This is a genomic window from Caballeronia sp. LP006, assembly GCF_031450995.1.
Lineage (GTDB): Bacteria > Pseudomonadota > Gammaproteobacteria > Burkholderiales > Burkholderiaceae > Caballeronia.
In genome coordinates this window covers 2,566,456-2,590,592 of sequence record NZ_JARTVW010000005.1, presented here as the reverse complement: position 1 = coordinate 2,590,592, position 24,137 = coordinate 2,566,456, and the positions used below count along the sequence as shown (strand labels likewise).

The following is a 24,137-nucleotide window of genomic DNA, read 5'->3' as shown; positions in this document are numbered from 1 at the left end:
ACTTATCGATGTTCCGTGGACGCATTCTCTTTCAATAAACTGATTATTTTCGGCGTCGGCCTGATCGGCGGATCGCTTGCGCGCGCGTTGCGCGAGCGCGCGGGAATCGAAGGGCGCGTGGTCGGCGTCGGACGCTCGCTGCGCTCGGTCGAACGCGCGCTCGAACTCGGCGTGATCGACGAAGCCGTCGCGCTCGACGACGACGCGGCGCTCGCGCGCGCGTTGCACGGCGCGGATCTCGTCTTGATCGCGGCGCCCGTCGCGCAGACCGAACCGCTGCTCGCGCGCATCGCGCCCTTGCTCGAAGCGCGGACCATCGTCACGGACGCAGGCAGCACCAAGAGCGACGTCGTCGCGGCGGCGCGCGCGGCGCTCGGCGTAAAGCTCGCGCGGTTCGTGCCCGGGCATCCGATCGCCGGGCGCGAATCGAGCGGCGTCGATGCCGCCTTGCCCGACCTTTACGTGGATCGCAACGTCGTGCTTTGTCCGCTCGCCGAAAACGCGCCGGCCGATGTCGACCGCATCGCCGCGATGTGGCGCGCGACCGGCGCGGCGGTGCATCGCATGAGCGAGACGCAGCATGATCGCGTGTTCGCGTCGGTGAGCCATCTGCCGCACGTGCTCTCGTTCGCGCTCGTCGAGCAGATTTTGGAAGCGCCCGACGCCGAGCTGAAGTTTTCTTTCGCCGCGGGCGGATTTCGCGATTTCACGCGCATCGCGGCATCGAGTCCGGAAATGTGGCGCGACATCTGTGTGGCGAATCGCGCCGCGCTGCTCGCCGAACTCGACGATTACGCCGCCGTGCTCGCACGGTTTCGCGCGGCCATCGATGCGTCGGACGGCGCGGCGCTCGAAGCGGCGTTCGCGCGTTCGCGTGTCGCCAGAAAAGAATGGCAGGAACGCGGCAGCATCAAGACGTCCGGCGATCCCGCCGCGAAATAAGGAAAGACCATGGAACATCTCGATCTCGGACCCTTCTCCCGCGCGTCCGGCACGGTGCGGCTGCCCGGCTCGAAGAGCATCTCGAACCGCGTGCTTTTGCTCGCCGCGCTCGCGAGCGGCGAAACGCAGATCACGAATCTGCTCGATTCCGACGACACACGCGTGATGCTCGCCGCGCTGCAAACGCTCGGCGTTACGCTTCTAAACGACGGCGAACGCGTCATCGTGAACGGCACGGGCGGCGCGTTTCCGTCGAAGAAGGCGGAGCTGTTTCTCGGCAACGCGGGCACGGCGGTGCGGCCGCTCACGGCGGCGCTCGCGGTCAACGGCGGCGAATATCGCGTGCATGGCGTGCCGCGCATGCACGAACGGCCAATCGGCGATCTGGTCGATGGCTTGCGTCAGATCGGCGCGAAAATCGACTACGAGCTCAACGACGGCTTCCCGCCGCTCAAGATTCATGCGGCGAAAATCGCCATCGACCAACCCATCCGCGTACGCGGCGATGTATCGAGTCAGTTTCTGACCGCGCTTTTGATGAGCCTTCCGGTGATCGAGGGGCGTGACGCGCCGGTGACCATCGAAGTCGAAGGCGAGCTGATTTCGAAGCCGTACATCGACATCACCATCCGGCTGATGGAGCGTTTCGGCGTGCAGGTCGAGCGCGACGGCTGGGCGCGCTTTACCGTGCCGGCCGGCGCGGGCTACCGGTCGCCAGGCGCGATCATGGTCGAAGGCGATGCATCGTCCGCGTCGTATTTCCTGGCGGCGGGCGCGATCGGCGGCGGTCCGGTGCGCGTGGAAGGCGTGGGCCGGGCGAGCATCCAGGGCGATGTCGGTTTCGCCGACGCGCTCAATCGCATGGGCGCGAACGTGATGATGGGCGAAGACTGGATCGAAGTGCGCGGCGTCGAGTCCGACGACGGCAAACTCGCGCCCATCGACATGGACTTCAACCTGATTCCCGACGCGGCGATGACCATTGCCGTCGCCGCGCTCTTCGCCAACGGCACGACCACGCTGCGCAATATCGCTAGCTGGCGCGTGAAGGAAACGGACCGCATCGCCGCGATGGCAACCGAGTTGCGCAAGGTCGGCGCGACGGTGGAAGAGGGCGCGGATTATCTCGTCGTCACGCCACCCGCCGAACTCACGCCGAACGCCGCGATCGATACTTACGACGATCACCGCATGGCCATGTGTTTTTCGCTCGTGAGTCTGGGCGGCGTGCCGGTGCGCATCAACGATCCGAAGTGCGTGAACAAGACGTTCCCCGATTATTTCGATCGCTTTGCGACGCTCGCCCACGCCTGAAAGAGACGCTCAAGACTCAAACGCCAACGAACGCCGCAACATGAAACGCGACCATTTCGACTTCAACGAAAGCAGTAATAACGGGCCAGAAAGGCCGAGAGCAATGAAACCGACCCGTCCATTCGACCCTACACCAGTAATCACCATCGACGGGCCGACCGCTTCGGGCAAGGGCACGGTCGCGGCGCTCGTCGCGGCCACGCTCGGCTTCCACCTGCTCGACAGCGGCGCGCTTTATCGGCTAACGGCCTTGGCAAGCCTGAGCTACGACATCGACACGGACGACGCAGCCGCGCTCGCAAAGCTCATCGGCGCGCTTCACATCACCTTCCGCGAGGGCTGTGCGCAGCTCGACGGCGTGGATGTATCGAGCGAGATTCGCGCCGAGGAAGTCGGCAACCGCGCGTCGGCGATAGCCGTGCATCCGCAAGTGCGGCAGGCGCTCGTTGCGCGGCAGCGGGCGTTTCGCAAGCGTCCGGGCTTGGTCGCCGATGGCCGCGACATGGGCACCGTCATCTTTCCCGATGCGACGTTGAAAGTGTTTCTGACCGCAAGCGTCGAAGCACGCGCGGCGCGCCGGCATAAGCAATTGATGCAAAAAGGTTTTTCTGCTAATATGGATGACTTGCTGCGAGATTTGCGTGAGCGCGACGCCCGGGACTCCAACCGGGCCACCGCACCGCTCAAAGCCGCGGCGGACGCGAAGACGCTGGACACCTCCGGTTTGTCGGTCGATCAGACGGTGGAACAAATCATCGGTTGGTACAGCGCGGTTCGTGTATAGCGGTTCGTTTCTAGCGAGTTGTGAAGAACAGTAGTCAGCTGTAGACGCAAGGTGCTCTTCCATGTGGCGGAGCGTGTTTTAACCCCTTAACCCCGCATCGCCTCGCGCACTTACCCGGCCATATTCCGGCTCTTCGGAAACTTCAAAGGCCATCGCGCAAAAGCCGTGCAAATATCGATTTTTATGTCCGACCTGCAAACCTCTACCCCGAATACCGAATCTTTCGCGGCTCTGTTCGAAGAGTCGCTGACCAAGCAGGACATGCGCGCCGGCGAAGTGATCTCCGCCGAAGTCGTGCGCGTCGACCACAACTTCGTGGTCGTCAACGCTGGTCTCAAGTCCGAAGCCTACATTCCGCTCGAAGAATTCCTGAACGACGCGGGCGAGGTGGAAGTGCAGGCGGGCGACTTCGTTTCCGTCGCAATCGACGCGCTGGAGAACGGCTATGGCGACACCATCCTGTCGCGCGACAAGGCGAAGCGTCTGGCTTCGTGGCTGTCGCTGGAAAAGGCCCTTGACAACAACGAACTCGTGACCGGCACGATCACGGGCAAGGTCAAGGGCGGCATGACCGTGATGGTCAACGGCATCCGCGCATTCCTGCCGGGTTCGCTGGTCGACACGCGTCCGGTCAAGGACACGACGCCGTACGAAGGCAAGACGCTCGAATTCCGCGTCATCAAGCTCGACCGCAAGCGTAACAACGTCGTGCTGTCGCGCCGCGCTGTTATCGAAGCGACGCAAGGCGAAGAGCGCGCGAAGCTGCTCGAAACGCTGAAGGAAGGCGCGATCGTGGAAGGCGTGGTCAAGAACATCACCGACTACGGCGCGTTCGTTGACCTCGGCGGTATCGACGGCCTGCTGCACATCACCGACATCGCATGGCGTCGTGTGCGTCACCCGAGCGAAGTTCTGTCGGTTGGCCAGGAAGTCACCGCCAAGATCCTCAAGTTCGACCAAGAGAAGAACCGCGTTTCGCTCGGCATCAAGCAACTGGGCGACGATCCGTGGGAAGGCATCTCGCGCCGTTACCCGTCGGGCACGCGCCTGTTCGGCAAGGTCACCAACATCACCGACTACGGCGCATTCGTCGAAGTGGAATCGGGCATCGAAGGCCTGGTTCACGTGTCGGAAATGGACTGGACGAACAAGAACGTTGCACCGTCGAAGGTCGTGCAGCTGGGCGACGAAGTCGAAGTCATGGTTCTGGAAATCGACGAAGACCGCCGCCGTATCTCGCTCGGCATGAAGCAATGCAAGCCGAATCCGTGGGATGACTTCAGCCGCAACTTCAAGAAGGGCGACAAGATCAGCGGCGCCATCAAGTCGATCACCGACTTCGGCGTGTTCATCGGTTTGCCGGGCGGCATCGACGGCCTGGTTCACCTCTCCGACTTGTCGTGGAGCGAAACCGGCGAAGAAGCCGTGCGCAAGTACAAGAAGGGCGACGAAGTCGAAGCCGTGGTTCTGGGCATCGACGTGGACAAGGAACGCATTTCGCTCGGCATCAAGCAGCTCGAAGGCGATCCGTTCAACAACTTCGTCGCGATCAACGACAAGGGCGCTATCGTCGACGGTACGGTGAAGTCGGTGGACGCGAAGGGTGCGGTTATCACCCTGACGGCGGACGTCGAAGGTTATTTGCGTGCTTCGGAAATCGCGCAAGATCGCGTGGAAGATGCTCGCAACGTGCTGAAGGAAGGCGACAAGGTCAACGCGATGATCATCAACATCGATCGCAAGTCGCGTGGCATCAACCTGTCGATCAAGGCGAAGGATTCGGCCGAACAGCAGGAAGCCATTCGTGGTCTGCAGACTTCGGACTCGAACGCCGCCGCCACCGGCACGACCAACCTCGGCGCGCTGCTCAAGGCCAAGCTTGACGGCCAGAACAGCTAAGCCTTAACGGTACTGCTGCAGTATGACCAAATCGGAATTGGTCGCCCAGTTGGCGTCGCGATTTCCGCAACTTGTCCTTAAGGATGCGGATTTCGCGGTGAAGACGATGCTCGATGCGATGTCGGAGGCTTTGGCCAACGGTCATCGTATCGAGATTCGCGGCTTCGGCAGCTTCGGGCTCAATCGCCGTCCGTCGCGCGTCGGGCGCAATCCAAAGTCGGGTGAGAAAGTGCTGGTACCGGAGAAATTCGTGCCGCACTTCAAGCCGGGCAAGGAGTTGCGTGAACGCGTGGATGGTCGTGCGGGTGAGCCGCTGAAGGAGTCGAATGACGACGATGCGGACGATCTCTGATCGGCGCCCATCGTCCCCGTGATCAGCTTGATCTCAGGTTCGCGGCGTCCGGCCACGAGGCAATCGACCAGAAAAGCACCCTGCGGGGTGCTTTTTTTATTGCCGGCCCAACTTGCGCGACCTTAAAGCGGCACGTTACGGGTGCGGCGTTTGCTCGGCCATCGCCTGCTGATCAATTTCAACGATTGGTGATAGCCCTTTCGCGCCCGATGCGTTCCAATTGAGGTCGGCGCGCCGCAGGTGCTGGCGCGCGAAGGCATCCATTACAATACCGGTCACTTTGACCTGGTTATCATCCGCGCGGGCTTGGCGTCATGCCAACCACTGACACGCGCGACCGCTCCTGGAAAACCGTACATGAAATTCATCGTCTGGCTGATCCGTGTCCTGGTATTCGTGCTTCTGCTCGTGCTGGCGCTCGCGAATCGCGACCCCGTCACGCTGAACGCGCCCGGAGGATTTCAATGGCAAGCGCCGTTGATCCTGATCGGCCTTGCATTCTTCCTCGTGGGCTTGCTGGCGGGACTGGTTTCGGCTGTGCCGAAGATGCTGCGTTTGCGCATGGAAAACGGGCGCCTCAAGCGCGAGTTGCGTGTCGCACGCGAGACGCCGGTGGTAAAGGAAGAGCCGCCCATGCCGCCGCTCATCTAAAGAAATCATTCGCAACTGTCCCGGCGAGCGCCGTGAGGGTTGTTAAAAAGCAGACACCTAACCGACTCTTCGACAAAAGCGCATGGATCTAGACTTCTGGTGGCTGCTCGTCATTCCCGTTGCCTTCGCTCTCGGCTGGATGGCGTCCCGCTATGACCTGAAAACGCTGCTATCCGAAAATGCGAGCCTGCCGCGCTCGTATTTTCGCGGCCTGAATTTCCTGCTCAACGAGCAACACGACAAGGCGATCGACGCGTTCATCGAGGTGGCCAAGCTCGATCCCGAAACCATCGAACTGCACTTTGCGCTCGGCAACCTGTTTCGGCGGCGCGGCGAAACCGATCGCGCGATCCGCGTGCATCAGAACCTCTTGAGCCGTGCCGATCTTCCCGTGGCCGAGCGCGATCACGCGCTCTATGAACTCGGTCAGGACTTTCTGAAGGCTGGGCTGCTCGATCGCGCCGAGGAAACTTTCCGCTCGCTCGAAGCCGGCGAATACTCGCTCGGCGCGCAACGTGCGCTTCTGACCATCTATGAAATCGAAAAAGATTGGCCGAAGTCGATCTCGACCGCCGAGCGCATCGAAAAGATGGGCGCGCCGTCGCTGCATATGGAGATCGCGCATTTCCACTGCGAGCTTGCGCAGGAGGCTTTGCAGCGCAAGAATCCGGAAGGCGCGCGCGACGAGTTGAAGCTCGCGCTGGCGTCGAATCCGGATAACGTGCGCGCAACCATTCTCTCGGGCGATGTCGAAGCCGCCGCCGGCAATGTCGAAACGGCGATCGAAAGCTGGAAGCGCGTGGAGGCGCAGAACGAAGCGTATCTGCCGCTCGTCGCCGAGAAGCTGATGAAGGCGTACAGCACGCTTGGCCGCAAGGAAGAGGGCGTCGATTTGTTGATCGATTACGCGAGCCGTTATCCATCGAACGATTTGCTCGATGTCGCGTACAAGCACGTCCAGGAGTTGCGCGGACTCGACGCGGCGCACGCGCTTGCGAGGAAGCAAATGGAAAGCGCGCCGAACCTCGCGGGCATGACGCGTCTGCTCGAAGCGCAGGAAGCGACCGCCGAGGAGCCGCGCCGCGGCGAGCTCGAACTCATGCGCACGCTCGTCAAACAGCGCACGAAGAATCTGCCGCGCTATACATGTCAGACCTGCGGCTTCCGCGCGCGTCTATTCTATTGGCAATGCCCCGGCTGCAGCGGCTGGGAAACCTACGCGCCGCGCCGCGTGGAGCCGATCACCAGTTCCGCCTGAGGGCGGACGCGCTCGAGAGCGCGAGGCGTCGTCTCCGCCACCGGCATTTCAGGAATCAGTTAAAAGCGTATGAAAATCACCATCGTCGGCACGGGTTACGTCGGTCTGGTTACCGGCGCGTGTCTCGCCGAAATCGGCAATGACGTGTTTTGCGTGGATGTCGATCCGCGCAAGATCGATATTCTCAACAACGGCGGCGTGCCGATCCACGAGCCGGGCTTGCAGGAAATGCTCCGGCGCACGCGCGCGGCGGGTCGTATTCAGTTTTCCACCGACGTGCAGGCAAGCGTCGAGCATGGCGAGATCCAGTTCATCGCGGTCGGCACGCCGCCCGACGAGGATGGCTCCGCCGACTTGCAGTACGTGCTCGCGGCGGCGCGCAATATCGGCCGCTATTCGAACGGCTTCAAGGTGATCGTCGATAAATCCACGGTGCCAGTCGGCACGGCGCTGCAGGTCAGCAACGTGGTCGAAGCCGAACTAAAGGCGCGCGGACTGGAAGGTTCGGACGAACACGGCTTCTCGGTCGTGTCTAATCCGGAGTTCCTTAAGGAAGGCGCCGCCGTGGACGACTTCATGCGGCCGGATCGCATCGTGATCGGTATCGACGACGACGAGAACGGCAAGCTCGCGCGCGAGAAGATGAAGCGGCTCTACGCGCCGTTCAACCGAAATCACGAGCGCACGCTTTACATGGACGTGCATTCCGCCGAGTTCACCAAGTACGCGGCCAACGCCATGCTGGCCACGCGCATCTCGTTCATGAACGACCTGTCGAATCTCGCGGACATGGTCGGCGCGGATATCGAAGCGGTGCGACGCGGGATCGGTTCGGACCCGCGCATCGGCTATCACTTTTTGTATGCGGGCTGCGGCTACGGCGGCTCGTGTTTCCCGAAGGATGTGCAGGCGCTCGTTCAGACCGCGCGTGAAAACGGCCATCGGCTGCGCATTCTCGAAGCGGTCGAGGAAGTCAACGACGCGCAAAAGGAAGTGCTCGTCAACAAGATCGTCAGGCGCATGGGCGAGGATCTGCGCGGGCGCACGTTCGCCGTGTGGGGGCTCGCGTTCAAGCCCAATACCGACGACATGCGCGAGGCGTCGAGCCGGCGCATCGTCGAGGCGCTGCTCTCGCGCGGCGCGACCGTGCGCGCTTACGATCCCGTCGCATTGCAGGAAGCCGAACGCGTACTCGCGCTCGATCTGGCCGAGCGGCCCGACGACATCAAGCGTCTGCACTTCGTGCGCTCGCAGCAGGAAGCGCTGACGGATGCGGATGCGCTCGTCATCGTGACCGAATGGAAGGAGTTCAAGAGCCCGGACTTCGCGCATCTGAAGAGCGCGTTGAAAATGCCGGTGATCTTCGACGGCCGCAATCTGTATGAACCGGAAGCGATGTCCGAGATGGGCATCGATTACTACGCAATAGGACGTCCTCATGTCGCTCTCGACAGTAACGGCAAGCGCAGCTGATTCCGCCGACATTCCGGTGGTGCCGCGCGCGCGCATTTCGGCGGCGCGCGTGCTCGTAGTGGGCGACGTGATGCTCGACCGCTACTGGTTCGGCGACGTGAATCGCATCTCGCCGGAAGCGCCCGTGCCTGTCGTGCACGTGCAGCGCAAGGAAGACCGCTTGGGCGGCGCGGCCAACGTCGCGCGCAATGCGGCGGCGCTCGGCGCGCAGGCTGGCCTCTTGTGTGTGGTCGGGCATGACGAACCGGGCGAGCGCATCGTCGAATTGCTGGGCGAGAGCCGGGTCGCGGGCCATCTCGAACGCGATCCCGAACTGCTGACGACCATCAAGCTGCGCGTGCTGTCGCGGCAGCAACAACTGCTGCGTGTCGATTTCGAAAACACGCCGAATCACGAAGTGCTGGCCGCGTGCCTCGCGCGCTTCGCGGAACTGCTGCCGCAGCACGACGTCATCCTCATGTCGGACTATGCGAAGGGCGGGCTCACGCACGTCACGCAGATGATCAGCGAAGCGCGGCAAGCAGGCAAGCCGGTGCTGGTCGACCCCAAAGGCGACGACTGGGACCGCTATCGCGGCGCGACACTCATCACGCCGAATCGCGCGGAGTTGCGCGAGGTGATCGGGCAGTGGAAGTCGGAAGAAGATTTGCACGAGCGCGTGAGCAAGCTGCGCGCGGAACTCGACCTGAGCGCGCTCTTGCTCACGCGTTCGGAAGAGGGCATGACACTCTTCACCGAGAACCAGGTGCTGCACACTTCGGCCGAAGCACGCGAAGTGTATGATGTCTCGGGCGCGGGCGACACCGTCATCGCGACCGTCGCGACCATGCTCGGCGCGGGTGTGCCGCTCGTCGATTCCGTGGCTTATGCGAACCGCGCGGCGGGTATCGTGGTTGGCAAGCTCGGCACCGCGACCGTCGATTACAACGAACTCTTCGCCTGACTCTTCGGGCAACTCGGGCAACTCCATCATGACCTTCATCGTTACCGGAGCGGCTGGCTTCATCGGCAGCAATATCGTCAAGGCGCTCAACGAGCGCGGCGAGCATCGCGTGATCGCAGTGGACAACCTCACGCGTGCCGACAAGTTCAAGAATCTCGTCGATTGCGAGATAGACGATTACCTCGACAAGACCGAATTCGTCGAGCGCTTCAGGCGCGGCGACTTCGGTCAGGTGCGCGCGGTGTTTCATGAAGGCGCCTGTTCGGACACGATGGAAACCGACGGCCGCTACATGATGGAGAACAACTTCCGTTACAGCCGCGACGTGATGGATATCTGTCTCGCACAGGGCGCGCAGTTTCTCTACGCGTCCTCGGCTGCGACCTATGGCGGTTCGAGCCGCTTCGTCGAAGAGCGCGAATACGAAAAGCCGCTCAACGTCTACGGTTATTCGAAGCTGCTGTTCGACCAGATCGTGCGTCAGGTGTTGCCGAAGGCGGGCAGCCAGATCGTCGGCTTTCGCTACTTCAACGTCTACGGTCAGCGCGAAACGCATAAGGGGCGCATGGCGTCCGTGGCGTTCCACAATTTCAATCAGTTCCGCTCGGAAGGCAAGGTCAAGCTCTTCGGCGAATACAACGGTTATGCCGCAGGCGAGCAGACGCGCGATTTCGTCTCCGTCGAAGACGTGGTCAAGGTGAATCTGTACTTTCTCGATCATCCGGAGAAGTCGGGCATCTTCAATCTCGGCACGGGCCGCGCGCAGCCGTTCAACGACATCGCCTCGACGGTCGTCAACTCGTTGCGCGCACTGAATGGCGAGGCCGCGCTCTCGCTGGCGGAGCTAGTGCAGCGCGGCTTGATCGAATACGTACCGTTCCCGGATGCGCTGCGCGGCAAGTATCAATGCTTCACGCAGGCGGACCAGTCGCATCTGCGCGCGGCCGGTTACGACGCGCCATTTCTGACGGTGCAAGAGGGTGTCGATCGCTACGTGCGTTGGCTATTCGGCCAGCTATAAAGGCAATCGAAGTCTCTCTACACTGGGTCTCGCGGTCGGCACTGTTCGCCGGCCGGTTCTTCTGGAGACTCAGTCATGTTCAAGCAAGCATTCTCAACGATCGTCGCGCTCGCGCTCACCTTTTCCATCGGTTCCGCGCTCGCGGCGGTCGATGTCAACACCGCCAACGCCGACGCCCTGCGCGGGATCAAGGGCATCGGCCCGGCCAAGGCGAAAGCCATCCTCGATGAACGTCAGGCGCACGGCCCCTTCAAGGACGCGTCCGATCTCGGCTCGCGCGTGAAGGGCATGGGCGGCAAGACCGTATCGCGCCTGGAGGCCGAAGGACTGAGCATCGGCGCGGCGCCGAAAGCGGCAGCGCCCAATTCCGTGAACGCGACGCCGGTCTCGGCATCGACGGCGGCGAAGCCCGTGGTCGTCAAGAAATAGCCGGCGGCTCTTTCCTCGCATCAAAAAAGCTCCTTCAGCCTCGGATGGTTTGGGCTCCCCGCGGTCTGTCTCGTCGCGGGGTTTTTGCATGAACGCCGATGCGCCCGGCATTCCATCCGTGCAAGAGGGGTGAAGAACATGGAAAGGACCGCTGGGCTACAATCGACGGATTCCCATACCAAATCCCCACGAAGATCGCACGCGGTGTGACCTTTTCGGCGGGATATGAATCCGGTCCGCTTATGGCTTACATGACTATCGAAGACACGATCGGCAACACGCCGCTCGTGCAACTCGTCCGCGTCGTGGACGATGAAATCCGCAGCCGCAACAACGTCGTTCTCGGCAAGCTGGAAGGCAATAACCCGGCGGGATCGGTGAAAGACCGTCCGGCACTGTCGATGATCAGGAAAGCTGAGGAACGCGGCCGCATCAAGCCCGGCGACACGCTGATCGAATCGACGAGCGGCAACACCGGTATAGCGCTTGCCATGGCTGCGGCAGTGCGCGGCTACAAGATGGTGCTGATCATGCCGGAGGACTTGTCCATCGAGCGCCGGCAGAGCATGGGCGCGTATGGCGCGCAGATCATCCTCACGCCGGTCACGGGCGGCATGGAATACGCGCGCGATTTGGCCGACCAGATGCAGCGCGATGGCCGCGGCATCATCCTCGATCAATTCGCCAATCCGGACAATCCGCTCGCGCACTACGAAACCACCGGGCCGGAACTGTGGAAGCAGACGGAAGGACGCATCACGCACTTCGTCTCGTCGATGGGCACCACGGGCACGATCATGGGCGTGTCGCAGTTTCTGAAAGAGAAGAACGAGCAGATCGAGATCGTCGGAGCGCAGCCGGAGGAAGGCTCGCGCATTCCGGGCATCCGCAAATGGCCGGAAGCGTATCTGCCGAAAATTTTCGATCGTAGTCGCGTGGATCGCGTCGAGAACGTGAGTCAGGCAGCGTCGGAAGCGATGGCGCGCCGGCTGGCATCGGTCGAAGGCATCTTCGCGGGCATTTCGTCGGGCGGCGCGTGCGAAGTCGCGCTGCGCGTGGCGCGTCAGGTCGAGAACGCGACCATCGTGTTCGTGGTGTGCGATCGCGGCGACCGCTATTTGTCTACAGGCGTGTTTCCCGCGTGAGTCCTTCCGCGGCCGCAATGAAAAAACCCCGGCGCGCCGGGGTTTTTGCTTGGTGCCAAAGAAGCCCTTACTGCGCGCCTGTTGCCATGCGCGCCTTCACGGCCTCGCCAAGCTGATACACCGCGAGCGCATAAAAGAAGCTGCGGTTATAGCGCGTCAATGCATAGAAGTTCCTGAGCCCGAGCGTGTATTCGGTGGCGCGGCCCGGCGTGGGCAAATCGACGACCGTAAGCGGCGTGCCGGCTTCGGCATCGACATTAAGGCCCGGCTGGTCGATTATCATGCCCGCTTTCGTCAATTGCGCGAGCGACCAGCGCGGCTCCGGCTGACCGTTCGCGGCCGCTTCCGCGATCCCCTGACTGCCGACATCGCCCGCGATTTTCCACACCACCGGGCGCCCGGGTTCCCAACCGTTCTGCTTCAGATAATTCGCGACACTGCCGATGGCATCCGCCGGACTCGTGCGCAGATCGATACGGCTGTTGCCGTCGTAATCCACCGCGTATTGCACGATGCTGCTTGGCAGAAACTGCGGAATGCCGATCGCGCCCGTGTACGAGCCGAGCACGGTGGTCGGGTCGATTTGCGCGTCGCGCGTCCAGACCAGCAGGTCTTCGAGATTCTTGCGGAAGGTCGCCTGACGGTCCACGCGATTCGGCACATTGGGGTAGTCGAACGTGAGCGTGGTCAGCGCGTCGAGCGCGCGGAAGTTGCCCATGTATTTGCCGTAGATCGTCTCCACGCCGATGATCCCGACGATCACTTCCGGCGGCACACCGAACTGCTCGGAGGCGCGCTGCAGCGTCGCCTGATTCGCGCGCCAGAATTTCACGCCCGCGTTGATGCGCACCGGCTCGATGAAGCGCGCCTGATACGCGCGCCAGTTCTTGGCGGACGGCGTGGGCGAAGGCAGCACCAGCTTGACTGCCGTCGCCGAATAACTGACGTGATTGAAGAGGTCGTGCAGCGCGTCGGAGTCGAAATCGTAGCGCGCGACCATGTCGTTGATGAACGCATCGACATTCGGGTTGTTCGCGTAGCGCTGCGGAACGATCTCTTCCTCGAAATCCTGTCCTTGCGGCGTTGCGGTTTGCGGTTGCTGCGACTGCGCCCACGCGCTGTTGCCGCCAAACGTGGCGATCGCGCAAACGAACGAGGCGAGAAGGGCGCGCTTGAGCGAGACAGGAGAGACGAACGGGGCGAACTGAAAAGTCATAGTCTGCGTGGTTGTGCGATAAGGGGCGTAGCCGGATGTTCGAACGGTCAGACGCCTGCTGAACGGTGCAACGATCCGCAACGTTTCTCAACGGAACGCAGCGGCCGGCGACATGCCGTGCACGCATGCAAGGCTGCCTTCGGCTCGGGGCAGTATAACCGACGCATGGAGCCCGGACTGCCGTGGAGAGCGAGAAGGCGGCCGTTTCGAACGGTGTGGTAACTTAACGTCAAATGCGCGGTGCGGGATACGCGTATGACGAAAAAACACGAGACGAGAGCCGACCCCGACGGCACTGCGAGACATCATGGCCACCGGCTTTTACTCCCACCCCGACTGCCTCAAGCATGACAACGGCGAGTGGCATCCCGAATGCGCGGCGCGTTTGCAGGCGATTGAAGATCAACTGATCGCAAGCCGCATCGACATGCTCGTCGAGCGCGAGGAAGCACCGCTCGCCGGGGAAGCCGACCTAGCGCGCGTGCACACGCAGTCGCATATCGATTACATCAAGAGCCGCACGCCCGAGCATGGCAGAAGCGAACTCGACCCGGATACGTCGATGTGTCCGCAGTCGTATCGCGCGGCCTTGCGAGCGGCGGGCGCGGCGATCGCGGCGACCGATGCCGTCATCGAGGGCCGATACGAAAACGCGTTTTGCAGCGTGCGTCCGCCGGGTCATCATGCCGAGCCCGCGCGCGCGATGGGCTTTTGTCTCTTCAATAACGTGGCCATCGCGGCGCGGCACGCGCTCGAAGTGCACGGTCTGCAGCGCGTCGCCGTGATCGATTTCGACGTGCATCACGGCAACGGCACCGAAGCTGCGTTCACGGGCGACTCGCGCGTCATGATGTGCAGCTTCTTCCAGCATCCGTTCTATCCGTTCACGGGCGCGGACAATCACGCGTCGAACATGGTCAACGTGCCGCTGCCCGCGCGCACCAAGGGCATGGCAGTACGCGAAGTGGTCGACCTGATGTGGCTGCCGCGCCTCGAGGAATTCAAGCCGCAGATGCTGTTCGTCTCGGCGGGCTTCGATGCGCATCGCGAAGACGATCTTGGCAACATGGGACTCGTCGAGGACGATTACGCGTGGATCACCGAAAAGATTCGCGCGGTGGCCGAGCGTCATGCACAAGGGCGCATCGTCAGTTGTCTCGAAGGCGGCTACAACCTCTCGGCGCTCGGGCGCAGCGTCGTCGCGCATCTTCGAGCGCTGGCCGAAATCTAGCCTGTCACGGATGCGTGCGCGCATAGTCGGCGCGCACGCGCGTCCAGTCGATGAGCGCGCGAATCACGCGATCGCGGTCCAGGTCGTTGAGCGTCTCGTGATAGCTTCCGTCGATCATTTCGAGCGTGCTGTCGGTCGAGCCCGCGTTGGCTTCGAATTCACGGCTGCCGGCCGGATCGCAGATGACATCCGCCGTGCCATGAAACACCAGAAGCGGCAACTTGATGAGATCGCGCTTTGCCGCGATGCGCTCCATCGCCGCGAGAATCTGCGCGCCCGTGCGAGCCGGAACCGGACCGTGATGCACGAGCGGATCGCGCCGGTTCGCCTCGACGACGCCGGGCGCGCGAGAGAGCAGCGCGGGATCGATCGAGAACGCGGGCCAGCGCGGCATCAGCGTGCCGACGATGCGGTTGAGCGTCGTCTTCCAGCGCGGCGTGCCGCTGCCAATGCGCAATGCCGGGCTCGACAAAATCAATCCAGCCAGCTTCTTCTCGCTCCCGCGTTCGGCGGCATGGAGCGCGGCAATCGCCCCGCCCATGCTGTGGCCTATCAGAAAGAGCGGCGTGTCGGCGGGCGGTGTCGTGGCGCAGGCTTCGAGAAGCACTTCGGCATCGAGCAGATAGTCGGTGAAGACGCGCACCCACGCACGCTCGCCCGACGACTTGCCGTGACCCCGCAGATCGATTGCGAACAGTTCGATGCCCGCCGCGTTGAGCGCGAGCGCCAGCGCGTCGTATCGGCCGGCGTGTTCGGCAAGGCCATGCACGAGCGCGATGCGCGCTGTCGGCTCCAGTGGAGGCTTCGGCTGCCAGCGGTGCAGGAAGAGTTCGACGCCCTGGCGTGTGGTGACGGTGCTGGTGGAGTAGACGTTGGTTGGCATGCGGTGAGCTTCGAAGTGATCGGCTGCGGCCAGGCATCAAGCAAATTCGATTCAGTAATTAAATCATCGAAATTCATTATTAAACAGAATGTTGATGCTCCGGTAAAATCCTGCGGCTGAACAGCAACGAAGTTAGAACGAGCGGCGGCTGGCTGCGCGGGCGCTACAGTGCCCGCGAAAGCCTCCCGCCGTTTGTATTTTCCGGACCACGCATGAATCACGTCCTGGTCGAATGATCGAAATCCGCAACCTCTCACAGCGTTTCGCGAGCCCACGAGGCTGGGTCGAAGCGCTACACAACGTCAATCTGACGATTCCCGCCGGCGAAGTGTTCGGCATCATCGGGCGCAGCGGCGCGGGTAAGAGCACGCTGGTGCGCACCATCAACCTGCTGACGCGACCGAGCGAAGGCAGCGTCGTGGTCGATGGCCGCGATCTCATGACGCTCGGCAAGCACGACTTGCGCGCCGCGCGCCGTGACATCGGCATGATCTTCCAGCATTTCAACCTGCTGTCGTCGCGCACGGTGTTCGACAATGTCGCGCTGCCGCTCGAACTCGCGGGCAACAAGCGCGCGGAGATCGAGGCCGTGGTGTTGCCGCTGCTCGAACTCGTCGGCCTCACCACGCACAAGGACAAATATCCCGCGCAGATCAGCGGCGGGCAGAAGCAGCGCGTGGGCATCGCGCGCGCGCTTGCGAGCAAGCCGAAAGTGCTGCTCTCCGATGAAGCCACCTCCGCGCTCGATCCCGAAACCACGCGTTCCATTCTCGACCTGCTGCGCAAAATCAATCGCGAGCTCGGGCTCACGATCGTGCTCATCACGCATCAGATGGACGTCATCAAGCAAGTGTGCGATCGCGTCGCCGTGCTCGATGCCGGGCGCGTGGTCGAAGAGGGCAAGGTGGTCGATGTCTTCATGCAACCGCATCACGAAGTCACGCGCGCGCTGATCGGCGATGTCATCGCGCACGAGTTGCCGCCCGCGCTCAAGGTGCGCGTGGCCGAACGTCTCAAGACTGGCAGCGGCCATTTGCTGCGGCTCGCGTTCACGGGCTCGGGCGTCGATCAGCCCATTCTCTCCGAGACCATCCGCCGCTACGAGCTCGACTTCAATATCCTGCATGGCCAGATCGACGAGATTCAGGGCCAGGCGTTCGGCTCGCTCGCGGTGCTCGCGGGCGGTCAGCCGGTGAAGGTCGCCGAGGCGATTACTTATTTGCGCTCGCAAGGCGTCGTGGTGGAGGAGCTTTCCCATGTTGAGTGAAATGTTCGACATGTTCGTGCAGTCGTTCTGGGAGACGCTGATCATGGTCGGCATCTCCGGGCTGATCGGCGCGGCGCTTGGGCTTCCGCTCGGCGTGCTCCTGTATCTGACGGATCGCGACGGCGTGCTGCCCAATCTCGCCGTGAATCGAGTGCTCGGCGGCATCGTCAATGCCGTGCGCTCGACGCCGTTCATCATTCTGCTCGTCGCGGTCATTCCCTTTACGCGGCTCGTCGTGGGCTCGTCCATCGGTACGGCGGCGGCTGTCGTGCCGCTGACCATCGCGGCCGCGCCGTTCATCGCGCGGCTCGTCGAAACCGCGTTGCGCGAGGTGGATCGCGGGCTTATCGAAGCCGCTCAGGCCATGGGCGCGACCACGCGCCAGATCGTCTTCAAGGTGCTGCTGCCGGAATCGTTGCCGGGCGTGGTGGCGGGGCTGACCATCACGTTCGTTTCGCTTGTCGGTTATTCGGCGATGGCCGGTGCAATCGGCGGCGGCGGGCTCGGCGACCTCGGCATCCGCTACGGTTATCAGCGCTTCTTGCCCGAAGTGATGCTCACGGTGGTCATCATCCTCATCGTGTTCGTGCAGCTCGTGCAGTCGTTCGGCGACTGGCTCGTGCGCCGTCTCAGTCACAAGTGAAGTTCGCATCAACCTCATAACGAAAGGTCAGTTCATGCAACGTCGATTCATTCTGAAGTTCGCCGCCGCGTTGTCCGCGGTCATGCTGGTCAGCGGCGTCGCGCATGCCGAAGACGCGATCAAGGTCGGTGTGACGGGCGGGCCGCACGCGCAGATCTTGGATGTCGTGAAGCAGGTCGCGGCGAAGAACGGCCTGAAAATCACGGTCATCGAATTCTCGGACTATGTGCAGCCGAACGCCGCGTTGTCCGCGGGCGACCTCGACGCGAACAGCTATCAGCACTTGCCGTATCTCGATGCACAGGTGAAGGATCGCGGCTACAAGCTCATCAAGGTCGCCGACACGGTAACGTTCCCCATGGGCATCTACTCGAAGAAGATCAAGTCGCTTGGCGAGTTGCAGAACGGCGCGCGCGTTGCGGTTCCGAACGATCCTACCAACGGCGGCCGCGCATTGCTGCTGCTGCAAAAGGAAGGCTTGCTCAAGCTGCGCGCCGATGCCGGATTGAAGGCGACGCCTATCGATATCGTCGAAAATCCGAAGAAGCTGAAGATCGTCGAACTCGATGCCGCGCAGATTCCGCGCTCGCTCGCCGACGTGGACGCCGCCGCGATCAACACGAACTTCGCGATGGAAGCGGGTCTCAAGCCGAACGCGGATGCCATCGCGATCGAAGATCCGCATGGTCCGTACGCCAACATCATCGCCATTCGCTCGGTGGACAAGGACAAGCCTTGGGTTGCGAAGCTGGTGGCCGCGTATCACTCGCCGGAAGTGAAGCAGTTCATCGCCGGCAAATACTCGGGCGCGGTGATTGCCGCCTGGTAATCCAGCAGAAAGCGGACTGCGGGTTTTTTGGGATAGTGAATAGAACGGTCGTTCGATATTATTCGGCGTATGCCGATCGTGCGTCGCCTCGCCCACCCGTTTCGGCGGGGGAAGCGCACACGCAGCGCTCGTATAATGTGAGGCTGGGTTGACTCAATCGATCGCCGAATCCGCAAGGAATCGGAAGAACAAGCTTCCTCCGTTAGCGCGGAGAGACCCTTTTGGAGCGTGTGGATGAAAATTCTGGTGCCAGTCAAGCGCGTGGTCGACTACAACGTGAAGGTCCGGGTGAAGTCGGACAACACGGGTGTCGATATCGCCAACGTGAAGATGTCCATGAACCCGTTCGACGAGATCGCCGTGGAAGAGGCGGTGCGTCTGAAAGAAGCGGGCGTGGCAACCGAAGTGATCGCCGTGTCGTGCGGCGTCACGCAATGCCAGGAAACGCTGCGCACGGCGCTTGCAATCGGCGCGGATCGCGCCATTCTCGTCGAGTCCGCGGATGAGTTGCAGCCGCTTGCCGTCGCCAAACTGCTCAAGGCGTTGGTCGATCAGGAAAAGCCCGAACTCGTCATCCTCGGCAAACAAGCAATCGACGACGACTCGAACCAGACCGGACAGATGCTCGCCGCGCTGGCAGGCTTGCCGCAAGCGACGTTTGCATCGAAGGTCGTCGTGGCCGACGGCAAAGCCACCGTGTCGCGCGAAGTCGATGGCGGCGCGGAAACGCTGTCGTTGACGCTGCCCGCTGTCATCACCACCGACCTGCGCCTGAACGAGCCGCGTTATGTGACGCTGCCCAACATCATGAAGGCGAAGAAGAAGCCGCTGACGGTCGTGAAGCCGGCCGACCTTGGCGTGGATGTCGCGCCGCGACTGAAGACGCTGAAGGTCGTCGAGCCGCCCAAGCGTTCGGCGGGTGTGGTGGTGCCCGATGTCAAGACGCTGGTCGAGAAGTTGCAGAACGAAGCGAAGGTGATCTGATGACGATTCTGGTAATTGCGGAACACGACAACGCGTCCATCAAGGCCGCGACGTTGAACACGGTAGCGGCGGCGGCAAAAATCGGCGGCGATATCCATGTGCTGGTCGCGGGTGCGAACGCGCAGGGCGCGGCCGATGCGGCAGCGAAGATCGCGGGCGTATCTAAAGTGCTGCTTGCGGATGCGCCTCAACTCGCCGAAGGTCTGGCCGAGAACGTCGAGGGCACGGTGCTGAATATCGCAAAGGACTATTCGCACATCCTTGCGCCCGCGACGGCCTATGGCAAGAACATCGCCCCGCGTATCGCGGCGCATCTGGATGTCGCACAGATCAGCGACATCACCGCCGTCGACAGCGCCGATACCTTCGAGCGTCCGATCTACGCGGGCAACGCTATCGCGACGGTGCAATCGAGCGATCCGATCAAGGTCATCACGGTCCGTGCAACGGGCTTCGATCCGGTGGCAGCAGAAGGCGGCAGTGCATCGATCGAGAAGATCGAAGCGGCAGCCGACGCTGGCATCTCGTCATTCGTCAGCCGCGAAGTGACGAAGCTGGATCGGCCGGAACTGACTTCGGCTTCGATCATCGTGTCGGGTGGACGTGGTCTTGGCAGCGGCGAGAACTACACGAAGGTGCTCGAACCGTTGGCCGACAAGCTTGGCGCCGCAATGGGCGCATCGCGCGCGGCGGTGGATGCCGGCTACGTGCCGAACGACTATCAAGTGGGGCAGACGGGCAAGATCGTCGCGCCGCAGTTGTACGTGGCCGTTGGTATTTCGGGTGCCATTCAGCATCTGGCCGGGATGAAGGACAGCAAGGTCATCGTCGCCATCAACAAAGATCCGGAAGCGCCTATTTTCAGCGTCGCGGATTACGGCGTCGTCGGCGACCTGTTTTCGCTCGTGCCGGAACTGGTGAAGGAAATCGGCTGAGCACGCGTCGCTCGCCGACTTAGAACCGAAAGGGCGCGACAATTGTTGCGCCCTTTTTGTATCGGATGAATGAGGAGACAAGAACGATGAGCTATCACGCCCCCGTCAAGGACATGCTGTTCGTCATCAAGGAACTGGCCGGTATCGACGGCATCGCCGCGTTGCCAGGTCACGAAGACGGCAGCTTCGATACCGCGCAAGCCGTCGTCGATGAAGCCGCGCGCTTTTGCGGCGAGGTCGTCGCGCCGCTCAACGTCGAAGGCGACCGCAATCCGAGCGCGTGGGCGAATGGCGAAGTCACGACCACGCCCGGTTTCAAGGAAGCGTTCCGTCAATTCGGCGAGGGCGGCTGGCAAGGCGTCGTGCATCCCGAGGAGTTCGGCGGACAGAACCTGCCGAAGCTCATCGCCACGCCGTGCATCGAGATGCTCAACTCCGCGAGCCTTTCGTTCGCGCTGTGTCCCTTGCTGACCGATGGCGCAATCGAAGCGCTGCTCACCGCAGGCGACGACGTGCAAAAGGCCCGCTATCTGCCGAAGTTCATTTCCGGAGAATGGACAGGCACGATGAACCTCACCGAGCCGCAAGCCGGCTCCGATCTCGCGCTGGTACGCACGCGCGCCGAGCCGCAGGGCGACGGTTCCTTCAAGCTGTTCGGCACGAAGATTTTCATCACCTACGGCGAGCACGACATGGCGAAGAACATCGTCCATCTCGTATTGGCGCGCACGCCTGACGCGCCCGAAGGCGTGAAGGGCATCTCGCTATTCATCGTGCCGAAGTTCCTCGTCAACGAGGACGGCTCGACCGGCGCGCGCAACGACGTGCATTGCGTGTCGATCGAGCACAAGCTCGGCATCAAGGCGAGTCCCACGGCCGTGCTGCAATTCGGCGATCACGGCGGCGCGGTCGGGCATCTGATCGGCGAAGAGAATCGCGGGCTCGAATACATGTTCATCATGATGAACGCCGCGCGTTTTGCCGTTGGCATGCAGGGCATCGCGGTTGCGGAGCGGGCGTATCAGCAGGCGGTCGCGTATGCGAAGGACCGCGTGCAAAGCCGTCCGGTCGATGGCTCATCGAAAGAGCCAGTGACCATCATTCATCATCCCGACGTGCGCCGCATGCTCTTCACCATGCGCGCTTATACCGAAGGCGCCCGCGCGCTGGCGTATGTCGCCGCGTCGCACAGCGATCTCGCGCATGGTCATCCCGATGAAAAAACGCGCAAGAGCCATCAGTCGATCTACGAATATCTCGTGCCGATCATCAAGGGATTCAGCACGGAGATGTCGGTGGACGTGGCGAGCCTCGGCGTGCAGGTGCATGGCGGCATGGGATTCATCGAGGAAACGGGTGCCGCGCAGCATTATCGCGATGCACGCATTCTGCCGATTTACGAAGGCACGACCGCCATTCAGGCCAACGACCTGATCGGCCGCAAGACAGTGCGCGACGGCGGCGCGACGGCGCAGGCGTTGCTCGCGCAGATCGATCAGACCATCGCTGCTCTTGCGGATACGGAGGGCCAGGCGTTCATGTCGATGCATCGGCACTTGAGCGCGGGGAGCTTGTCGCTCGCGCGCTCGGTCGAGTTTATCGTCGCAAAATTCAGGAGCGATCCGAACGCGGTGTTTGCGGGCAGCGTGCCGTATTTGCGGCTCGCGGGAATCGTGCTGTGCGGCTGGCAGATGGCGCGCGCAATGCTCACCGCGGAAAAAAAGCGCGGCGAGGACAAGCGCTTTTATTCGGCGAAAATCGCTACGGCTCAGTTTTACGCGGAACACATTCTGTCGCAGGCGCCGGGCATCGAGGCATCGATTGTCAGCGCGAATGGGAGCGAAGGCGTGCTCGCGTTGAGCGAGGATCAGTTTTGATGTGAGCGCCGAAGCTCATCGAACGCGAGCCGACGCCCGCGCATGAAAAAACCCCACGTCGTTCGCAACGTGGGGTTTTCTTCGTGCGTGATTGCCTTCTCAAGCATAAGCGGGACGCGTCTTCACACCGACTTCGCCCATATAACGATGCACCGACAAATCGTCCGCCCGAATCGCGGGTTGCTTGCCGGACATCACGTCGGCGAGCAATTGGCCGGAGCCGCACGACATCGTCCAGCCGAGCGTGCCGTGTCCGGTATTCAGATACAGATTCGGCACCGGCGTGCGGCCAACGATCGGCGTGCCGTCCGGCGTCATTGGGCGCAGGCCAGTCCAGAACTTGGCGCTGGCCGTATCGCCACCGCCGGGGAACAGGTCGTTCACGCACATTTCCAGCGTCTCGCGGCGCGCCTGCTTCAACGACTTGTCGTAGCCGACGATCTCCGCCATGCCGCCCACGCGAATGCGGTCGTCGAAACGCGTGATCGCGATCTTGTACGTCTCGTCGAGCACGGTCGAAACAGGCGCGCGGGCCGCATCGACAATGGGCGCGGTGAGCGAATAACCCTTGAGCGGATAAACCGGAATCTTGACGAGATCGCCGAGCAACTTAGGCGAATATGAACCGAGCGCGACGACGTAGGAGTCACCTGTCACCAGTTCCTTGCCGCATTGCACGCCGGCAATCCGGCCCTGGCTCATGGCAAGTGCGTCGATTGGCGTGTTGTAGCGGAACTTGACGCCCAACGCTTCGGCCATGGCGGCAAGGCGCGTGGTGAACATCTGGCAATCGCCGGTTTCGTCGTTCGGCAGGCGCAAGCCGCCCGTCAGTTTGTGCGATACCGCTGCGAGCGCCGGTTCTGCCTTCGCGAGTTCGGCCGACGAGAGCAATTCGAACGGAACGTTCGCGTCTTTCAACACCGCGATGTCTTTCGCCGCGCCGTCCAGTTGCGCCTGCGTGCGGAAGAGTTGCAGCGTGCCGCCGGTGCGGCCTTCGTAGTGAATGCCTGTATCCGCGCGCAAGGCTTGCAGGCAATCGCGGCTGTATTCGGCGAGGCGCACCATGCGGCCCTTGTTAACCATGTAGCGATCTTGCGTGCAGTTACGCAGCATTTGCCACATCCATTGAAGCTGAGTCATCGTGCCATCGAGACGGATGGCAAGCGGCGCGTGTCTTTCGAACATCCATTTGACGGCCTTGAGCGGCACGCCCGGCGCGGCCCACGGCGACGCGTAGCCCGGCGAAATTTGCCCGGCGTTGGCGAAACTCGTTTCGAGCGCGGGGCCGGCTTCGCGGTCGATGACCGTGACTTCGTGACCCGCCCGCGCCAGATAGTAAGCACTGGTCACGCCGACGACGCCGCTTCCGAGAATAACGATACGCATGAGTTCTCCATCAGGATTCGATGAAACTGCCCGTTTGCGCGCAAGAAGTGGAACTGAGCCGCGGACGGAAGTTTGTGTAGTGTTATCGCCTATACTATTGATGTCGATATAGTTTTAGTTAATGTATTTGGCGGATTTTCAGGAAAAACGCATGAGAACACAGCGAAATCCGGTGCGCGCGCTCGATAAGCTCGATCACAAGATCCTGAACATTCTTCAAGCGGATGGCCGCATCGCGATGAAGGACCTTGCGGAGCGCGTCGGGCTGTCCGTCACGCCTTGTATCGAAAGGGTGAAGCGCATGGAACGGGACGCCGTGATCACGGGCTATTACGCGCGTGTTAATCCGGCTCAACTCGGCGCGGCGCTGCTGGTATTCGTCGAGATCACGCTGGATCACAAGAGCGGCAATATGTTCGAGCAGTTTCGCCGCGAGGTGCAGCGCATTCCGGAAGTGCTCGAATGCCACCTCGTTTCCGGCGATTTCGACTATCTGATCAAGGCGCGGATCGGCGAAATGGCCGACTACCGCAAGCTTCTTGGCGACATCCTTCTACAACTGCCGGGCGCGGTGCAGTCGAAAAGTTATGTGGTAATGGAGGAGATCAAGGAAACGCTGATGATCCCGGTGGACGTGTGATTTTTTGCTTGCGATGACGTGTCGATACTGTATAT

At 62.0% G+C, this 24,137-nt stretch carries 24 protein-coding genes; 20 read left to right on the top strand and 4 right to left on the bottom strand.

Annotated elements, in window-relative coordinates; genetic code table 11:
* The first annotated feature begins 15 nt into the window (after positions 1 to 15).
* From P9250_RS28715 to P9250_RS28695, 5 genes are all read left to right on the top strand, one after another.
* Positions 16 to 942 (top strand): prephenate dehydrogenase/arogenate dehydrogenase family protein, encoded by a 927-nt coding sequence (locus P9250_RS28715; RefSeq protein ID WP_310396454.1) that lies wholly within the window; start codon positions 16 to 18, stop codon positions 940 to 942.
* A gap of 9 nt (positions 943 to 951) precedes the next feature.
* Positions 952 to 2,256 (top strand): 3-phosphoshikimate 1-carboxyvinyltransferase, encoded by a 1,305-nt coding sequence (aroA, locus tag P9250_RS28710; RefSeq protein ID WP_250509355.1) that lies wholly within the window; start codon positions 952 to 954, stop codon positions 2,254 to 2,256.
* Between the two features lie 103 nt (positions 2,257 to 2,359).
* Positions 2,360 to 3,040, top strand: a complete 681-nt coding sequence (gene cmk, locus P9250_RS28705) for a (d)CMP kinase (RefSeq protein ID WP_244825918.1) — start codon at positions 2,360 to 2,362, stop codon at positions 3,038 to 3,040.
* A gap of 165 nt (positions 3,041 to 3,205) precedes the next feature.
* A complete protein-coding gene (rpsA, locus tag P9250_RS28700; RefSeq protein ID WP_244825917.1) occupies positions 3,206 to 4,939 on the top strand; it encodes a 30S ribosomal protein S1 in 1,734 nt (577 codons plus the stop codon).
* A 22-nt stretch (positions 4,940 to 4,961) separates the two neighbouring features.
* Positions 4,962 to 5,291 carry an integration host factor subunit beta gene (locus tag P9250_RS28695; RefSeq protein WP_244825916.1) on the top strand — a complete coding sequence of 110 codons (330 nt, stop codon included), beginning with the start codon at positions 4,962 to 4,964 and terminating at the stop codon, positions 5,289 to 5,291.
* Between the two features lie 135 nt (positions 5,292 to 5,426).
* Here P9250_RS28695 and P9250_RS28690 read toward each other — a convergent pair whose 3' ends face one another.
* Positions 5,427 to 5,570, bottom strand: a complete 144-nt coding sequence (locus P9250_RS28690; protein ID WP_310396451.1) for a hypothetical protein — start codon at positions 5,568 to 5,570, stop codon at positions 5,427 to 5,429.
* Between the two features lie 78 nt (positions 5,571 to 5,648).
* On the opposite strand from P9250_RS28690, the gene P9250_RS28685 reads away from it, so the two are divergent.
* From P9250_RS28685 to cysM, 7 genes are all read left to right on the top strand, one after another.
* A complete protein-coding gene (locus P9250_RS28685) occupies positions 5,649 to 5,942 on the top strand; it encodes a lipopolysaccharide assembly LapA domain-containing protein (protein WP_244825914.1) in 294 nt (97 codons plus the stop codon).
* Positions 5,943 to 6,024: 82 nt separating this feature from the next.
* Positions 6,025 to 7,200, top strand: coding sequence for a lipopolysaccharide assembly protein LapB (gene lapB, locus P9250_RS28680; RefSeq protein ID WP_250526112.1), 1,176 nt, complete (start codon positions 6,025 to 6,027; stop codon positions 7,198 to 7,200).
* A 69-nt stretch (positions 7,201 to 7,269) separates the two neighbouring features.
* Positions 7,270 to 8,673 (top strand): UDP-glucose/GDP-mannose dehydrogenase family protein, encoded by a 1,404-nt coding sequence (locus tag P9250_RS28675; RefSeq protein ID WP_250509354.1) that lies wholly within the window; start codon positions 7,270 to 7,272, stop codon positions 8,671 to 8,673.
* A complete protein-coding gene (rfaE1, locus tag P9250_RS28670; RefSeq protein WP_244825909.1) occupies positions 8,639 to 9,616 on the top strand; it encodes a D-glycero-beta-D-manno-heptose-7-phosphate kinase in 978 nt (325 codons plus the stop codon). The genes P9250_RS28675 and rfaE1 overlap by 35 nt, the downstream gene beginning before the upstream one ends.
* 28 nt (positions 9,617 to 9,644) lie before the next feature.
* Positions 9,645 to 10,637: an ADP-glyceromanno-heptose 6-epimerase gene (rfaD, locus tag P9250_RS28665; RefSeq protein WP_250465318.1), complete on the top strand. Its 993-nt coding sequence runs from the start codon at positions 9,645 to 9,647 to the stop codon at positions 10,635 to 10,637.
* A 75-nt stretch (positions 10,638 to 10,712) separates the two neighbouring features.
* Positions 10,713 to 11,066: a helix-hairpin-helix domain-containing protein gene (locus P9250_RS28660; protein WP_244825907.1), complete on the top strand. Its 354-nt coding sequence runs from the start codon at positions 10,713 to 10,715 to the stop codon at positions 11,064 to 11,066.
* A 242-nt stretch (positions 11,067 to 11,308) separates the two neighbouring features.
* Complete coding sequence (cysM, locus tag P9250_RS28655) at positions 11,309 to 12,211, top strand: cysteine synthase CysM (protein WP_250465316.1); 903 nt, start codon at positions 11,309 to 11,311, stop codon at positions 12,209 to 12,211.
* Positions 12,212 to 12,278: 67 nt separating this feature from the next.
* On the opposite strand, the gene mltB is transcribed toward cysM, so the two are convergent.
* Complete coding sequence (mltB, locus tag P9250_RS28650) at positions 12,279 to 13,427, bottom strand: lytic murein transglycosylase B (protein WP_310396448.1); 1,149 nt, start codon at positions 13,425 to 13,427, stop codon at positions 12,279 to 12,281.
* A 307-nt stretch (positions 13,428 to 13,734) separates the two neighbouring features.
* On the opposite strand from mltB, the gene P9250_RS28645 reads away from it, so the two are divergent.
* Positions 13,735 to 14,658: a histone deacetylase family protein gene (locus P9250_RS28645; protein ID WP_309962688.1), complete on the top strand. Its 924-nt coding sequence runs from the start codon at positions 13,735 to 13,737 to the stop codon at positions 14,656 to 14,658.
* 4 nt (positions 14,659 to 14,662) lie between these two features.
* On the opposite strand, the gene P9250_RS28640 is transcribed toward P9250_RS28645, so the two are convergent.
* Entirely contained in the window at positions 14,663 to 15,541 is an 879-nt protein-coding gene (locus P9250_RS28640; protein WP_310396446.1) for an alpha/beta hydrolase, read from the bottom strand.
* Positions 15,542 to 15,773: 232 nt separating this feature from the next.
* Between P9250_RS28640 and P9250_RS28635 the strand changes: the two genes are divergently transcribed.
* The 6 genes from P9250_RS28635 to P9250_RS28610 all read left to right on the top strand — a co-directional run bounded on the left by P9250_RS28635 (position 15,774) and on the right by P9250_RS28610 (position 22,076).
* Positions 15,774 to 16,808: a methionine ABC transporter ATP-binding protein gene (locus P9250_RS28635; RefSeq protein WP_250465313.1), complete on the top strand. Its 1,035-nt coding sequence runs from the start codon at positions 15,774 to 15,776 to the stop codon at positions 16,806 to 16,808.
* Positions 16,798 to 17,451, top strand: coding sequence for a methionine ABC transporter permease (locus P9250_RS28630; RefSeq protein WP_244825900.1), 654 nt, complete (start codon positions 16,798 to 16,800; stop codon positions 17,449 to 17,451). Before P9250_RS28635 ends, P9250_RS28630 begins: the two co-directional genes overlap by 11 nt.
* Before the next feature lie 34 nt (positions 17,452 to 17,485).
* Positions 17,486 to 18,280 (top strand): MetQ/NlpA family ABC transporter substrate-binding protein, encoded by a 795-nt coding sequence (locus tag P9250_RS28625; RefSeq protein ID WP_310396443.1) that lies wholly within the window; start codon positions 17,486 to 17,488, stop codon positions 18,278 to 18,280.
* 234 nt (positions 18,281 to 18,514) lie between these two features.
* Positions 18,515 to 19,264, top strand: coding sequence for an electron transfer flavoprotein subunit beta/FixA family protein (locus P9250_RS28620; RefSeq protein WP_310396441.1), 750 nt, complete (start codon positions 18,515 to 18,517; stop codon positions 19,262 to 19,264).
* The gene (locus P9250_RS28615) at positions 19,264 to 20,199 is read left to right on the top strand and encodes an FAD-binding protein (protein ID WP_310396439.1); all 936 of its coding nucleotides are present in this window, start codon (positions 19,264 to 19,266) and stop codon (positions 20,197 to 20,199) included. Before P9250_RS28620 ends, P9250_RS28615 begins: the two co-directional genes overlap by 1 nt.
* Positions 20,200 to 20,285: 86 nt before the next feature.
* On the top strand, positions 20,286 to 22,076 hold the full coding sequence (locus tag P9250_RS28610) for an acyl-CoA dehydrogenase (RefSeq protein WP_310396437.1): 1,791 nt from the start codon (positions 20,286 to 20,288) through the stop codon (positions 22,074 to 22,076).
* Between the two features lie 99 nt (positions 22,077 to 22,175).
* Here the strand turns inward: P9250_RS28610 and P9250_RS28605 are convergent, their stop codons facing one another.
* A complete protein-coding gene (locus P9250_RS28605; protein ID WP_310396435.1) occupies positions 22,176 to 23,462 on the bottom strand; it encodes a D-amino acid dehydrogenase in 1,287 nt (428 codons plus the stop codon).
* 151 nt (positions 23,463 to 23,613) lie between these two features.
* Here P9250_RS28605 and P9250_RS28600 point away from each other — a divergent pair, with 151 nt between their 5' ends.
* The gene (locus P9250_RS28600) at positions 23,614 to 24,102 is read left to right on the top strand and encodes an Lrp/AsnC ligand binding domain-containing protein (RefSeq protein WP_244825891.1); all 489 of its coding nucleotides are present in this window, start codon (positions 23,614 to 23,616) and stop codon (positions 24,100 to 24,102) included.
* The last annotated feature ends 35 nt before the right edge of the window (positions 24,103 to 24,137 follow it).

Bases quoted from the DNA above. Each gene is read 5' to 3' on its own strand.
- aroA (WP_250509355.1), top strand. From the start codon at position 952: ATGGAACATCTCGATCTCGGACCCTTCTCCCGCGCGTCCGGCACGGTG.
- cmk (WP_244825918.1), top strand. From the start codon at position 2,360: ATGAAACCGACCCGTCCATTCGACCCTACACCAGTAATCACCATCGAC.
- P9250_RS28695 (WP_244825916.1), top strand. From the start codon at position 4,962: ATGACCAAATCGGAATTGGTCGCCCAGTTGGCGTCGCGATTTCCGCAA.
- P9250_RS28685 (WP_244825914.1), top strand. From the start codon at position 5,649: ATGAAATTCATCGTCTGGCTGATCCGTGTCCTGGTATTCGTGCTTCTG.
- lapB (WP_250526112.1), top strand. From the start codon at position 6,025: ATGGATCTAGACTTCTGGTGGCTGCTCGTCATTCCCGTTGCCTTCGCT.
- P9250_RS28675 (WP_250509354.1), top strand. From the start codon at position 7,270: ATGAAAATCACCATCGTCGGCACGGGTTACGTCGGTCTGGTTACCGGC.
- rfaE1 (WP_244825909.1), top strand. From the start codon at position 8,639: ATGTCGCTCTCGACAGTAACGGCAAGCGCAGCTGATTCCGCCGACATT.
- rfaD (WP_250465318.1), top strand. From the start codon at position 9,645: ATGACCTTCATCGTTACCGGAGCGGCTGGCTTCATCGGCAGCAATATC.
- P9250_RS28660 (WP_244825907.1), top strand. From the start codon at position 10,713: ATGTTCAAGCAAGCATTCTCAACGATCGTCGCGCTCGCGCTCACCTTT.
- cysM (WP_250465316.1), top strand. From the start codon at position 11,309: ATGGCTTACATGACTATCGAAGACACGATCGGCAACACGCCGCTCGTG.
- mltB (WP_310396448.1), bottom strand. From the start codon at position 13,427: ATGACTTTTCAGTTCGCCCCGTTCGTCTCTCCTGTCTCGCTCAAGCGC.
- P9250_RS28645 (WP_309962688.1), top strand. From the start codon at position 13,735: ATGGCCACCGGCTTTTACTCCCACCCCGACTGCCTCAAGCATGACAAC.
- P9250_RS28640 (WP_310396446.1), bottom strand. From the start codon at position 15,541: ATGCCAACCAACGTCTACTCCACCAGCACCGTCACCACACGCCAGGGC.
- P9250_RS28635 (WP_250465313.1), top strand. From the start codon at position 15,774: ATGATCGAAATCCGCAACCTCTCACAGCGTTTCGCGAGCCCACGAGGC.
- P9250_RS28630 (WP_244825900.1), top strand. From the start codon at position 16,798: ATGTTGAGTGAAATGTTCGACATGTTCGTGCAGTCGTTCTGGGAGACG.
- P9250_RS28625 (WP_310396443.1), top strand. From the start codon at position 17,486: ATGCAACGTCGATTCATTCTGAAGTTCGCCGCCGCGTTGTCCGCGGTC.
- P9250_RS28620 (WP_310396441.1), top strand. From the start codon at position 18,515: ATGAAAATTCTGGTGCCAGTCAAGCGCGTGGTCGACTACAACGTGAAG.
- P9250_RS28615 (WP_310396439.1), top strand. From the start codon at position 19,264: ATGACGATTCTGGTAATTGCGGAACACGACAACGCGTCCATCAAGGCC.
- P9250_RS28610 (WP_310396437.1), top strand. From the start codon at position 20,286: ATGAGCTATCACGCCCCCGTCAAGGACATGCTGTTCGTCATCAAGGAA.
- P9250_RS28605 (WP_310396435.1), bottom strand. From the start codon at position 23,462: ATGCGTATCGTTATTCTCGGAAGCGGCGTCGTCGGCGTGACCAGTGCT.
- P9250_RS28600 (WP_244825891.1), top strand. From the start codon at position 23,614: ATGAGAACACAGCGAAATCCGGTGCGCGCGCTCGATAAGCTCGATCAC.